This is a genomic window from Microcystis protocystis FBCC-A270, assembly GCF_050500235.1.
GTDB lineage: Bacteria > Cyanobacteriota > Cyanobacteriia > Cyanobacteriales > Microcystaceae > Microcystis > Microcystis ichthyoblabe_A.
The window spans coordinates 4091314-4104505 of sequence record NZ_CP191407.1; the positions used below are offsets into that span (position 1 = coordinate 4091314).

Consider the following 13192-nt stretch of genomic DNA (forward strand, 5'->3'; position numbering starts at 1 on the left):
TAGTAGTAGGTTGGGTTGAGGCACGAAACCCAACACAAAGCCTATAATTGTTGGGTTTCACTCTGTTCAACCCAACCTACATAACTTATCAAATCAAACAAATTCGTAATCTAATTTTAAAATATAAATTAGGAGGGAAAGATGAAAATTCGCTATGAATTAATTATTTATTGGAGTGAGGAAGATCAAGCTTTTATTGTTGAAGTTCCAGAATTAGCAGGATGTATGGCAGATGGAGAAACCTATCAAGAAGCTGTACAAAATGCTGAACTTGTTATTCAAGAATGGATTGAAAGTGCCAAACAACTAGAACGAATCATTCCTGAACCAAAAGGACGACTATTATTTACCTAATGATGAAGTTTCTCTGATTGTTTCCCCATTCCCCCTTGTCAGGCTGCAACAATAACTGATAATTTCCTCCCAGAGGTTTGAACACAATAAAACCGTCTCCTATCTGCATCGCCGCCAATCGTTTTGAAGTAACCAAAACAACCAGTAAAGTTGTCGCCAGATCATTAATATCTAACTGTTCTTTTTCGGCTTTTTCTTGGAGAATTTGCTGAACATAAGCCAACATTTGCCAGAATATTTCCTTTAATTCCGCTTCAGTTTCAGTTGCCGCAAATGCTGTTTTTTCGAGATTTTCCTCTAAAAAATGCAGCGCTGCTTCAACTGTTATTTTCGCACCCAAATCCGAATGTTTGGCACTACCGGCCCCATCAGCCACGGCTCCAATCAAAACATCCTGACCCAATAATTTATAATCAAGGTTTTGATCCCATCATTGAGAGCCTTAATCGGTTCCCCTTGCATTGAACCAGAGGTATCTAGTAGTAGTACCACAGGACAGCGATTTTCCTGATTTTCGACAAATTCAGCCACACCAATCGGCATTTTTTTCAAGCCTCCTAATTTTTTGAACTGGGGGAACTATGGGAGTTGTAGCAATTGGGATTATCTACTTTTTGTCCCATTATATTATCTCTGCCAGTCCCATCAGAAAAGATATCTTTCCCTTAAGCTGAACGCGGGATTTGATTTTTGACTATTAGTCGCAGGGTTTGTTGCAATTCCTCGCGACTGTGAATTTCCTCCAGACGGTGAACCGGAACACCTCGATCGAAGAGAATTAAAGTAGGCAGACTACGCAGACGAAAACTATTAGCTAATTTAAAATTATTATCGGCATTGACACCGACTAATTGAATCGCATCTTGACACTCATTTTGCCAAGAAAAGAGGGTGGGTTGGATTAAACGACATAAACCACACCAAGGCGCCCAAAAATACACGAGAACCGGACGAGAAGACTCTAAAACTAGCTTAGGGAAGCTCTTTTCGTTGACAGATAGTATCATGTCTAAACGTATTTTATGAAAACTTTATTTTGATATAGAAGCCATTCTACACCAATCGGGATCAACAGGAAAGGAGTTGGGAGCAAAATCACCAATAAATTTTACTTGTTGCTTGCATTAGCCAAGGATGCGCCCACCAGAGGAGTAAAATAAACCCTGTTACTCCTAGATAGGCAGGACGAAGGAATTCTTGCCATTTTAGACTTTGCCGACCATCGATAATTGCTAAAAAGGGAACCACTGAGGTGCGTTCTTTGATCTTTAAAAATGCCTCTCCGTAACGGTCTTCTAAACGGCGATCGCCATGCCAGACAGCAAAAAGATGATGAGCAATTAAACCTAGGGAAGTTAATAGGGTAAAGCTTGTCCCTAACCAGAGGGTGTGACCAATACACCAGATCACCTGTCCTACCATCTGGGGATGACGGGTAACGCGCAGGATGCCGGTTTCATAGAGATGAACCTGGGGTTTTTGGATAGCGGCGATCTCCAGCAGGTTAAAGGTGGCAGGATAGAGAAAGAAAAAAGAAATGGCCGAAAGTATCCAAACTAGGGTTTTAACTCCAGTTACTCCCTGTACTTGCCAGAGAAGCAAACCATCATAACGATGATTGAAGAAATAAACTACTAAAATTACTGCTAGAGGGATACTCACAAGGGCAAATAATACCCGATACAGTCGCGCACCGATGATGACTTCTCCCCGCATTCGTAAACTGGCTAATCCGCTATGGGCAACAGCAAAACCCAATAATAAACCTAACATGATCCAATGACTAGCGAATGCCACTTTTACCCTCTTGATTGACTAAATTTTTCTCCCAATTCTATTTTAAAGATTGATGGTTAATTTTCAGCCCCTTTTTTTTGTGTTGCCAGTATCGGGGATTCGGGGCAAAATAAAACTATGCTTCCCCAAAGCGACTCCCAAGAATATAACCGGGGAACTATCCAATTTTGCAACTTTTTAGGTAATATGTCTTATCCCCAAAAGCGATTTGTGATGGTCTGTCAGCATTCTTCCTGTTTGGTGCAGGGTGCGTCCGAGCTTCTTTTAGCTTGGCAAACGGCAGCTCTCCCAGAAGATGTCATCGTTATGACCAGTGGTTGTCAAGGACAGTGTAGCACTAGCCCCACGGTGAGGATTATTCCCGAAGAAACTTGGTACTGTCGTGTTAAACCAGAGGATGTCAATCAGATTGTCGAGGAACATTTAAAAAACGGTCAACCGGTCGAGCGTTTACTCCATCCACGCATTCACGCTCAATGGCAGTAAACTCGGTAATCAATTTTTAGGTTATGCTTCGCAATAGTCTTTTGCTACTAGGTTAACCCCTGTGAGTGCCTGTGATTTCAATCCAGAGACTTAATTCTCGGATAATACATTTGTTTTAAGTAGGTAGGCGTTAAAAATTATCAGACATCCCCCTTATCAAGGGGGGCAGGGGGGATCGAACCTAAAATCCATTTTTAATTTAATTATAACCAGCTACTTAAATGATCGGGTTCCTTTCGGGATTTCCGAAGAACAAAAAAGGGGACTTAGCCCCTTTTTCTGGATTAGTTAGTTATTTTTTCGGCGATAACATCATCATCATGTTACGACCTTCTTTTTTTGGTGCTTGCTGTACCTCAGCCACATCCTCTAAATCCTTGGCCATGCGAGCCAGTAATTCTTCCGCTAGGTTAGAGTGTTGAATTTCCCGACCTCGGAAGGTAATCGTCGCTTTTACCTTATCTCCCGCTTTTAAAAAACGTTGCGCTTGGTTGACTCGCACGTTGTAGTCATGCTCATCGATTTTATAGCGCATTTTAACTTCTTTTATATCGGCTGTATGCTGTTTTTTCTTGGCTTCGCGGGCTTTTTTCTCCTGTTCAAACTTGTACTTGCCATAGTCCATAATCCGGCAAACGGGAGGACTTGCCGTTTCACTGACGAGGACGAGATCAAGTTCCTTTTCTTCGGCCACGCGCAAAGCTTCGGCAGGAGTAATAATTCCCAGTTGAGAGCCGTCGCTATCGATAACGCGGATTTCGGGAAAGCGGATTCTTTCGTTAATTTGGGGGAGATCGCGAGTAGTGCGTCTTTTATCTATCACAGGCGTTCTGGGTTATCTCTATTCTAGTTAGTTAATCGGTTGGAGTTTACAAAATGGTTTACTTGCTATTCTACCTACTCGATCGAGTTTCTTGGCCAATTGTTAAGTTTTCTTGCAATGTTAATTTTTAGCCGCCGGTCGTCAGCCCCCAGCCGTCAGCCAGATAAGCTGTTGTCTATGGGCTTTGTTAGACTAAGACGCTATACTCTCAGGAATCGATCGGTAAGGTGCGTTCCCTTTGCGGCAGGTAACGCACCCGACAAAATCGGCGTAACCGCCCTACCTCTGTAAACCAATGTCTAGATTATAGTAGGACAGTATCGGGCGAAAGTTGATAAGATTTTCCAGTATGGTTAAATGTTGCACTGATGTTTTAATATTACCTATCGCCTAAAACTATGATTACTTATATTAAAATTCATGGCTTTAAATCCTTTCATAATTTTGAAATGGTATTCACGCCGCTTACTGTAGTTGCTGGGGTTAATGCTTCTGGTAAGAGTAATTTATTTGATGCTTTGAAATTGTTGGCGCGGTTGGCAGAAGTGGATCTGAAGACGGCTTTTAGCGAGCAACGAGGACATCCTAGCGAACTTTTTACCCAGTATGATGAGGACGACTACGCCACGGAAATGGAATTTATAGTTGAAATGTTAGTCAATCGCAAGGTAAAAGATAATTGGGGTGGGGAAGTCGATCTTAAATATACAAGGTTGCGCTATCAATTAAAAATTAAACGAGAGTCTAATATAAGTGGATTTGAAAACTTGTATATTGTTGATGAATGTTTAGAAAATTTAAAGCACAATGAAGATAATTGGGTAAAAAATTATATTCCTAAGACAGTATTGGAAACTTGGCGACCAAAAGTAGTAACGGGTAGGAGAGCGATTCCTTATATTAAGACTGAAGATATTAATGGTATTGCTACCATTGTTGTACCTCAAGACGGTCAACAAGGGAATAAAAAAGTATTTCCCGCAAAAAACGCATCACAAACTGTTTTAAGCAGCATTAATACCATAGATTTTAAACATATATTAGCCGCCAAACAAGAAATGCTGAGTTGGAATTTTATGCAGCTTAATCCCGAAGATCTGCGAGAACCTACGCGTCAAGATATGGGCATCAGAGATACAATAACAGCAAGCGGAAAGAATTTAGCCGCTGCTTTATTTCGCATTAAACAAGATGATGAATATACCCTCACAGCAATTTCCCGTGATCTCAATAATCTGCTACCGAATCTTACAGAAGTTAATGTTTATGATGACAAAGCAAATCGACAATTTATTATCAAGGTAAAAGGTGATGATGGTCGGGAGTTTTCTTCAAGAGTGCTTTCCGAAGGAACCCTACGTTTATTAACATTATGTGTCCTGCAATACGACCGACAACACACAGGATTACTGTGTTTTGAAGAGCCAGAAAATGGCATTCATCCTTTTCGTATTGAAGCAATGGCAAGATTATTAAAAGAGCTAACTGTCGATTTTAAAGATACTGAAATGCCTTTACGCCAAGTAATAGTGAACACTCATTCTCCAGTTCTGGTGAGTCAATTAATTAATTGGCAAGATGATAAAAATGTCAGCATTTGGCTTTCTCAACTTACCAATCGAATATCCACTATTGAAGGGAAGCGAATTAAGATGAAAAGCAGTAATTTTCACCCTGTTATCAAAGATAATAAAAAGCAATTAACCTTATTTTTCTCCGAAAATGAGGCCAAGCTAACTCTCTCGGAAGTTGTCGAATATCTAAAAACTGCTGATGCTGAAAGTGCGATTAAAAATATTAAAAATCAACAAAACCAATTAATGTAAATCAATTAAGATGGCAAAAAAAATCAAACAAATAATTATTGCCTTAGCTACAGAAGGCAGTTCCGATCATAGATTTTTAACGAATATTATTCAGCGCACTTTCGAGAGAGTTGCTCTTGACGATGAACAAGAAATAGAAATTTTTGACCCAATTTGTCTTCCACAAATCTCTGGCGAAAATATCCGAGAAAAAGCTAAAAAATATGCAATTCAAGCGGTGGAGAAGGGAGCAATGGTTTTGTGCTTCCATGCAGACGCAGATGATAAAACAGATGAAAACGCATTTAAGGAAAGAATTGATCCGGCTTTTAATGCTATTAAATCAGACGAGCGAGACTTATGCAAAAATTTAGTTGCTATCGTTCCAATACAAATGACTGAAGCCTGGATATTAGCAGACAAAGAATTACTAAAAAAAGAATTGTGTACAAATAAAAGTGATAGTGAGTTAGCAATCGATAAAGATCCCGAATCTTTTAGCAATCCGAAAGAAACGATTAAAAATGCCATCAATAAAGCCAGAGAAGGTATAACTAAACGGTATCGAAATAAACTAAAAATTGACGATTTATATTCACCGATTGGTACAAACATCCCATTGTCGAAATTAGAATCCTTGTCTTCCTACAAAAAATTTGAAAAGGCAGTACGAGATATTTTTCCACAATTAACGAAAGTCAACAATATAGAAGATAATCCTGATCAAACGTGAATAGGACCTTGCTAATACCATTTTTCTAAAGTAATGGCAGAGATGGTTAATTTTCGGCATTGCTGAATCAAGGCATGAATGGCAACTGTGCAGGTTCCCGTGCAAAAGTTAGTTTGGCTCTAGGTTTTAAAAATACCAGAAAAGAAGATTCATATCTCAAATCAGCAACGCCGATTTCTCTACACCTATTTTTTATACTAACTATTGATTAGGCGACTTACCATCTCTACCATTCCATATATGTTTAAATTTTTAATCTCTTCCTGAATTTGATCGATTGAACTTTGAGAATCATCACTACAGTAAGCCAATTGAACTTTCTTTCCCTGCGGATCGGTTAATAGGGTGATCAAGTCTCGATCGCTCGACACCTGATAATCTATATAGATGCCTTGTCTATCTTTGGTGGGAGTGAATTTACATAAATAATAGTTATCCTGTTCACGTTTGTCCGATGCTTGTCTAGCCAACAAGTTTTCGATTAACAAACAATCGGATTCTTTATGTTGCTCGTCGTGAATATAATTTATTTTGCTTAAATCCGCTTTCCTGTAAGTCTTGGAAACATAAGGATAAAGCTCCGCTTTCAAATTATACTGGATAGGTAAAATAATAAATCCTTTCTCCGCTTCCTCTTTGATCGCCTTTCGAGGAATATCGGCATTATAGGGAGTTAATAGGATAGCTTGTAATTTATATTTAAGTTTACTGGTGACATGATCGGCAATTTCTTGTTTTAAAATATCTCTAAAAGTTGTAATTTGTTCGATACCTGTACTCGTGGAATTTTTATTAGTTCCCTTCATCTCGATAATTGTCAGCAGAAGTAAGTCATTCTGAATAAAAAGAGATAAATAATCAGGTCTTTTCTGCTTTTGATTTCTAACGAGAGGATCCTTCTGACGATCAGTTTTAAATAAAATACAAACGGAATCTTTTTCTGGCTTGGTAATCCGAAAGCTGACACCGCTTTCGGGTGGAGCGATCCGATTGGGTACGGTACAGAAAATAAGCAAATTTTCTAAAAAGTTAAATTTCTGCCAATCGAGTTTATTCTTCTTCTGAGGAACATTCTTCTTCGGTTTCTTGGTTTTGTTGTCCTGCTTCATAAATTGCAAAAAACTTTTGTTGAATATCAACTGATACATCGCTGAGAGTATCCCAACGAATACCGTATTCAGGGTCGTGTAAAGAAAGTAATTGATTATTTTTCATTTCATAGGCGCTAACCTGTTCCATTTTAAGAAAAGCTCGGCTATCTTGCAGATAAAGCAATTTAGCTTGTTCGGCTAAAAGTTCTGGATTTTGGTGATTACCATTAACGATATTGTTAAGATGAGCCATCAAATAGGGGCTATGAGTCGTCAATAAAATTCTAACTCCTAAATTTACTAAAATCGCTAAAGATTCTAACAATTTTACCTGAGATTCTGGATGTAAGTTCATTTCAGGCTCATCGATCACCAGAAAATCCCCGGATTTTGCTCGATAGCGTAAATAGAGTAAAAGCGGGGCTAATTGTTTAATAGACGAGGAAGCATTATAAAGATCGATTTCTAAACTTCTTTTTACCGAAACTTTAATTTCTCTGCCTCCAATTTTAGTCTTTTTAAAGATTGTTTTATTGTTATTTTGAATATACTTTTCAATTTGATCAGCTAATTTTTGAAAATCATTTTTGTTTTTGGCAATGGGATCGGGCTTATTTTCTAGTTCTATGTCAGTTAAAAAATCTAAAAAATCCTCTACTGGTTGAGGATAGCGAATATCTCCCTGTTCTTTCAGTAACTCTAACTGTCTATCTCGATTAATACGTCTATTAATACGTCCTTGTGTCAATAGCTCTCTCTGATTCCCTTTAAGTAGCTTATATCTTCTATTGCCCAGCATTTTATAGGTATTTATAAAAGCGTTTCTTTCGGCGGGTAAAGGAAGTGCGTCGGAAAATGAAAATTTTACAACAGCAGCAACAAAATTAAGAAAAACTATGTCTTTATAATTATTAATTTTATCTTCCTTTTCTTGATAAAATAAAATCTCATTATTGTTCTCGCTTCGCTCGATTTTCTTGATTCCAAGTGAAGCTAATGACCCGCGATATTCAATTGTATCCGCTAAAACTTTTTCTATAGCTGTTTTAATATCATCTTCGGAAATTTCGATACTGAATTTCGTTTTTTCAAAAATCTTGCCGCTAGAATCTTGGAAAAAAGATTGTAGTTTTATCCCGCTAAATTCAGATGCGGACTTTTGAACAATTTCGGATATAACATCATAAAAATGTCGGTCTATTTTTAAAGACCAATGATCGGCTTGATTTGTAAATTCTATTTTTTCTAAAATTTCACTAGAAAAATAAAAGCCGTCAAGCTGATTAATCCATAACCCATAAATCGAGTAGGCGATATAAGTTTTATTAGAATTATTCGGGCCAATAATAACGGTTAGAGGCCGAAGATCCACTTCTGCCTCTTTAATACTACCTAAATTCAAGAGTTTGATTTTCATCATAAAAACGAACACTCCGAATACAGACCCTTATTTTACCCGATTCGTACTCGCCTGCGCCGATTCTTTAGTTTTATCTTCAAACGCGACCTTGATCGAGAAACGAACAGCGATCGCTTTCTGAGAAAAGATCGATCGCCAACCGACAATCCAAAACGCTGTCATTACCTTTCTAAAGCAACAAGCTAGTGGTTAGCTGATCACTGAAAGCTCCCTAAATATCTAACCTTTGGTAGATGCTATTAAGATGATTTAGGTGCTGCTGGGGATCAAAGCAACTTTCGATCTCGTCGGGGGATAAAATAGTGGTAACTCGCTCATCTTGACTGATAAAAGCTTTAAAATTGCCGTTATCGGTGTTCCAAGCGCGATGGGCGTTTTCTTGGACGATTTTATAGGCAGATTCCCGGCTAATTCCCTTACTCACCAAAGTTAAAAGAACTCTTTGACTGAAAATCACGCCACCGTAAACATTCATATTTCGCTTCATGTTTTCGGGATACACCAGCAGATTTTTGACTAAATCGGTGATTTCCTTGAGCATAAAGTGGGTCAAAATGCAAACATCCGGCAGCATCACCCGTTCTACGGAACTATGGGAAATATCTCTTTCATGCCAGAGGGCGATATTTTCTAAGGCGGAAACGCTATGACTACGGATAATTCTCGCCATTCCCGTTAAGCGTTCTGAACGGATGGGATTACGTTTATGGGGCATAGCGGAGGAGCCTTTTTGTCCTTTGGAAAAGTATTCTTCCACTTCTAGGACATCGGTTCTTTGCAGGTTGCGAATCTCCACGGCAAAACGTTCGATCGAAGCCGCTAATAAGGCTAATTGTTGCACATAATCGGCGTGTCGATCGCGCGAGATAACTTGAGTGGAAGCGGTATCCGGTTCTAATCCTAACTTCTGACAGGTTAACGCCTCAATTTTCGGGTCAATATTGGCATAGGTCCCCACTGCACCGGATATTTTACCGATGGCGATGTCTTGGCGCAAGCGAATTAAACGATCGCGTCCTCGCAGCACTTCCGCTAACCATCCCGCTAGTTTAAAGCCAAAGGTGATCGGTTCGGCGTGAATGCCGTGGGAACGTCCCACCATGACTGTATAACGGTGTTCTTGGGCGCGATAACGCAGGGCTTGGATAAAATCTTCTAATTGTTCTAGAATCAGGTTTAAACTGGCGACTAATTGTAAGGACAGGGCGGTATCTAATACATCAGAACTGGTTAAACCCAAATGAATATAACGCCCCGGCTCGCCCACATATTCGTTAACATTTGTTAAAAAGGCGATGACATCGTGGCGCACTTCTGCTTCTATTTCTAAAATGCGATCGGGATCAAAATTAGCTTTTGCCTTAATTTCTTCTACTGCATCCCCCGGAATATAGCCTAATTCTGCCTGCGCTTCACAGACGGCTATCTCTACCTCTAGCCATGTTTGATATTTATATCTATCCGTCCACAAATTCCCCATTGCAGGGAGAGTATAACGCTCGATCACTATTAATTCTTCCAAGACAACCGTTTAATTGTATCGGATCGGGGTAAGTCTGGGAATAGGCAGGGGGCAGCGGGGAGTTTTGTTTTCCCCACTCCCTTTTCACCGGTTAGTGTTTTAGGTTCGATCCCCCCTTAATCCCCCCTTGATAAGGGGGGCATCTGATAATTTTTAACGCCTACCTACTTATCTTGTTTAATTTAGCTTGAATCGAATCCCTACCCCCTTGCTTCAACCCATGCTCGCATTTTACCCGGATTGTTTAATCCGTAGGGATCGACGAGTTGTTTAAATTCTAGTTGTAGCGGATTAATCTGTCGGCTGCCACCATCTTCCATGATATAAGTGTGAGGATTGGCAATAGCTGCCCCCTGTTGTTCATAGATAGCAATAATCTCATTTAATCGAGTTTCTGTGGTAAATTCTAGCAAGGGAAGACCGGCGGGAATAACTTTACCTTGAAATCTCAAAAATTCTAGGTGCATCATTATTTCCTCCCCAAAATAATTATAGAGTTTCTCTACCGTGGCTAGATTAAAATAAAAAGCCTGTAGATAAGTTATTTTGGGGTTACAACTACGCGCATGGAGAGTGGTATGATTCCAAGTAAATTCTAAGATACTGTTGCCTTTTTGGGTTTCTTCTGGCGTTTTATAGTAGGTAAGTTCACCATTATATTCTTGAATTAAAGACTCTAGGGCAACTCGATCGCTGTCCGATACTATTAACAAAACTGCCGCTTTTCCCGTGGGTAAATAATCCTTAAGAGCAGTAAAATAAGCGGGAATTGGCCAGGAGTGAACACTAACCATTTTCTTGACAATGCCATCACTATCACTAAGAGCTTGACCGAATTTAGCGGCGGTGAGAAAATCGGCAAAAGTAACGATAAATTCTGCCCAAGGATAACAGGGAGCGAGGGCTATTTCTAACTCGGTAATAATGCCATTTGTTCCGTAGGCATGATTGACTTTTTCTACTTCATCCCCCCGTAATTCGATAATTTTTGGTTCTGTTTCTAGGGTGACTAACTGCACTGCTTGCAGATTGCCTCTATCCTTCAATTGTCCATAATTAATCGAACCCATGCCCACACTGCCACCCCCGATAAAACCGCCAATTGTCGCCGTCCGATAGGTAGAGGGAGCCATTCTTAATTCCCAACCGATTGCGCGAGCTTGTTTATCAAAAAAGGCCATTTTTACCCCCGCTTCTACCCGTGCTGTACCCGGTTCGATCGAGATAATTTTTGTTAGTTTGGTTGTGTCTAAAATTACTCCTCCCTGCAAGGGAACACATTGACCATAATTACCTGTACCCGCACCTCTAACTGTTAAAGGAATTTGGTATTTAACGCAGGTTTTAGCGATGTCAATAACTTCTTGGCTATTGTGGGGACGAATGACTAAATCAGCCCGTTTATCTTGCAGTTGTGCCTCTAAAATGGGACTAAAATGATAATAATCTAAGGAAAGTTTCGCCACTTGCCCCGGATCGGTGATAATTTCCAGATGGGCAAGTTCTTCAATGAGATTTTGATAGTTAGATTTCATGGTTAGGTAGAGATTGCTGAAAAGGTATATTGGTGGGGTTAGGATTCAGGAGCCAGGATTCAGGAGACAGGATTCAGGAGTCAGGATTCAGGATTCAGGAGATTATTTTTATTTATTCCCCCCACACCCTACACCCCACACCCTACACCCTACACCCTACACCCTACACCCCAATCAGCGATCGCTGGATAAGAAAAAATTAAAAACCGATCGCCTAGGGGATCGGTTTTACTAAGAAGTATAAACTTTTATTAACTTTGTTTGCTGAGAAACTGTTGAGCTTGTCTAATAGCGGCAGCGCCGATATTGAAGAAAGCCCAGCCACCAGCAATAAGCAAAGGGGTTAAAACGATTAACACTCTCCAGTCCATAGATTTCCTTCTCCTCGGTCAGTGCTTAAAAGATTGTTACTTGATTCTCATTTTATATTTATACCCTAAACCGCCCCTTTTGGGAATCCGGTATCAGTACCTTTTCCCCCATGAACGAGGGCAAGTTTAGCATAACGCTCGGCGTGTTCAATCAACTCTTGAGCCTCCTGTGACGACACTTCCCGGACGCGTTTAGCGGGAATACCCACCACTAAAGATCGCGGTGGTATATCTTTTGTCACAATACTACCCGCCCCGACAATACTACCCGCCCCGACGCGCACACCATCGAGAATCACTGCCCCAATGCCGATTAAACAACCGCGTTCAATATGGGCTGCGTGAATTACCGCCCGATGCCCGATGGTAACGTAATCTTCAAGGATAGTAATTTTGCCTGGATCTCCGTGTAGGATCGCCCCATCTTGGATATTAGTATAGGACCCAATTTCGATGCGTTCCACGTCGGCACGCAATACCGCCCCATACCAAACACTCACCCCCACAGCTAGGGAAATATCGCCTATTACCGTGGCATTAGGGGCGATAAAAGCCGCTTGACTGACATCGACAATCGGCCAGAAATTAGAAGTTGATCTTAAGTTATCTAAAGACATGGGAGGATCTGCACTAAAGTCGAAAGAGAATACCCGTCCAATTTGGTTGGGTATAATATATATAGGATTATTGGTACAAAGATAACAATTTTTAGTTTAGGTTCTTCCATGATCAATGCAAGTTTACAATACCCTGTTTTTGGCCCCGATATCCATTGTCCTCACTGTCGGCAGCTAATCCCCGCCCTCACTTTGACGGATACCTATTTGTGTCCGCGCCATGGGGCTTTTGAAGCCGATCCCAAAACGGGTGAGTTGGTTCACTTGCAGTCAGGACGGCATTGGCGACTCTGGAATGGTGAGTGGTATCGTCAACACACTCACCCGGATGGTATTCGTTTTGAGATTCACGAAGCACTCGATCGCCTCTATACCCAAGGATTTAAAGCGACTAAAGTGATTATTGCCAACCGTTATCGCGATCTAGTTAGTTCCTACCTAGAACGTAACACTACTTGGCGCGGTAATGAACCGGGGGAAGCTACTATTCCCCGTCTCTACGGTTTACCAGTAGAATTTAGTCCCGATGCCCCCGATGAACCCTGTTGGGATGTAATTAACTTTGATCTGGAAAAAGAACCGGGGGTTCCCAAACGTTATCCCTATTTTCGTCTTTTTGACTGATTACTGATCACTGA

General features: G+C 40.4%; 15 protein-coding genes and 2 pseudogenes. 5 read left to right on the forward strand and 12 right to left on the reverse strand.

Going from position 1 to position 13192, the window contains the following annotated elements:
- The first annotated feature begins 141 nt into the window (after positions 1–141).
- A complete protein-coding gene (locus ACQY1X_RS19935) occupies positions 142–354 on the forward strand; it encodes a type II toxin-antitoxin system HicB family antitoxin (RefSeq protein WP_069473775.1) in 213 nt (70 codons plus the stop codon).
- Positions 355–373: 19 nt separating this feature from the next.
- Here the strand turns inward: ACQY1X_RS19935 and ACQY1X_RS19940 are convergent.
- The 4 genes and pseudogenes from ACQY1X_RS19940 to ACQY1X_RS19955 form a co-directional block, all read right to left on the reverse strand.
- A pseudogene (locus tag ACQY1X_RS19940) lies at positions 374–769 on the reverse strand (PP2C family serine/threonine-protein phosphatase); the annotation flags it as partial.
- A gap of 2 nt (positions 770–771) precedes the next feature.
- Positions 772–897 (reverse strand): annotated as a pseudogene (locus tag ACQY1X_RS19945) (vWA domain-containing protein); the annotation flags it as partial.
- Positions 898–1019: 122 nt separating this feature from the next.
- A complete protein-coding gene (locus ACQY1X_RS19950) occupies positions 1020–1361 on the reverse strand; it encodes a thioredoxin family protein (protein ID WP_016514592.1) in 342 nt (113 codons plus the stop codon).
- Positions 1362–1449: 88 nt separating this feature from the next.
- Positions 1450–2151, reverse strand: coding sequence for an NnrU family protein (locus ACQY1X_RS19955; protein ID WP_430015052.1), 702 nt, complete (start codon positions 2149–2151; stop codon positions 1450–1452).
- A 186-nt stretch (positions 2152–2337) separates the two neighbouring features.
- Between ACQY1X_RS19955 and ACQY1X_RS19960 the strand changes: the two genes are divergently transcribed.
- Positions 2338–2637, forward strand: a complete 300-nt coding sequence (locus ACQY1X_RS19960) for a (2Fe-2S) ferredoxin domain-containing protein (protein WP_002786792.1) — start codon at positions 2338–2340, stop codon at positions 2635–2637.
- 292 nt (positions 2638–2929) lie between these two features.
- Here ACQY1X_RS19960 and infC read toward each other — a convergent pair whose 3' ends face one another.
- Complete coding sequence (gene infC / locus ACQY1X_RS19965) at positions 2930–3460, reverse strand: translation initiation factor IF-3 (RefSeq protein ID WP_002736104.1); 531 nt, start codon at positions 3458–3460, stop codon at positions 2930–2932.
- Between the two features lie 398 nt (positions 3461–3858).
- Between infC and ACQY1X_RS19970 the strand changes: the two genes are divergently transcribed.
- Both ACQY1X_RS19970 and ACQY1X_RS19975 read left to right on the forward strand, forming a co-directional pair.
- On the forward strand, positions 3859–5286 hold the full coding sequence (locus tag ACQY1X_RS19970) for an AAA family ATPase (protein WP_430015053.1): 1428 nt from the start codon (positions 3859–3861) through the stop codon (positions 5284–5286).
- A 10-nt stretch (positions 5287–5296) separates the two neighbouring features.
- Positions 5297–5998 (forward strand): DUF4276 family protein, encoded by a 702-nt coding sequence (locus ACQY1X_RS19975; RefSeq protein ID WP_430013410.1) that lies wholly within the window; start codon positions 5297–5299, stop codon positions 5996–5998.
- Positions 5999–6195: 197 nt separating this feature from the next.
- On the opposite strand, the gene ACQY1X_RS19980 is transcribed toward ACQY1X_RS19975, so the two are convergent.
- The 7 genes from ACQY1X_RS19980 to ACQY1X_RS20010 all read right to left on the reverse strand — a co-directional run bounded on the left by ACQY1X_RS19980 (position 6196) and on the right by ACQY1X_RS20010 (position 12554).
- On the reverse strand, positions 6196–7107 hold the full coding sequence (locus ACQY1X_RS19980; RefSeq protein WP_430013411.1) for a hypothetical protein: 912 nt from the start codon (positions 7105–7107) through the stop codon (positions 6196–6198).
- Positions 7049–8509, reverse strand: a complete 1461-nt coding sequence (locus tag ACQY1X_RS19985) for an AAA family ATPase (RefSeq protein ID WP_008206637.1) — start codon at positions 8507–8509, stop codon at positions 7049–7051. Before ACQY1X_RS19985 ends, ACQY1X_RS19980 begins: the two co-directional genes overlap by 59 nt.
- A 27-nt stretch (positions 8510–8536) precedes the next feature.
- Positions 8537–8671 carry a hypothetical protein gene (locus ACQY1X_RS19990; RefSeq protein ID WP_002747389.1) on the reverse strand — a complete coding sequence of 45 codons (135 nt, stop codon included), beginning with the start codon at positions 8669–8671 and terminating at the stop codon, positions 8537–8539.
- Positions 8672–8720: 49 nt separating this feature from the next.
- Positions 8721–10016 (reverse strand): adenylosuccinate lyase, encoded by a 1296-nt coding sequence (gene purB / locus ACQY1X_RS19995; RefSeq protein ID WP_430015749.1) that lies wholly within the window; start codon positions 10014–10016, stop codon positions 8721–8723.
- A gap of 215 nt (positions 10017–10231) precedes the next feature.
- The gene (locus tag ACQY1X_RS20000) at positions 10232–11566 is read right to left on the reverse strand and encodes an FAD-binding oxidoreductase (RefSeq protein ID WP_430013412.1); all 1335 of its coding nucleotides are present in this window, start codon (positions 11564–11566) and stop codon (positions 10232–10234) included.
- 251 nt (positions 11567–11817) lie between these two features.
- Positions 11818–11937, reverse strand: coding sequence for a photosystem II protein Y (locus tag ACQY1X_RS20005; RefSeq protein ID WP_002737284.1), 120 nt, complete (start codon positions 11935–11937; stop codon positions 11818–11820).
- Between the two features lie 65 nt (positions 11938–12002).
- On the reverse strand, positions 12003–12554 hold the full coding sequence (locus ACQY1X_RS20010; protein ID WP_002753087.1) for a gamma carbonic anhydrase family protein: 552 nt from the start codon (positions 12552–12554) through the stop codon (positions 12003–12005).
- 108 nt (positions 12555–12662) lie between these two features.
- Here ACQY1X_RS20010 and ACQY1X_RS20015 point away from each other — a divergent pair, with 108 nt between their 5' ends.
- Positions 12663–13178, forward strand: a complete 516-nt coding sequence (locus tag ACQY1X_RS20015) for a TIGR02652 family protein (RefSeq protein ID WP_046661831.1) — start codon at positions 12663–12665, stop codon at positions 13176–13178.
- Positions 13179–13192 lie beyond the last annotated feature (14 nt).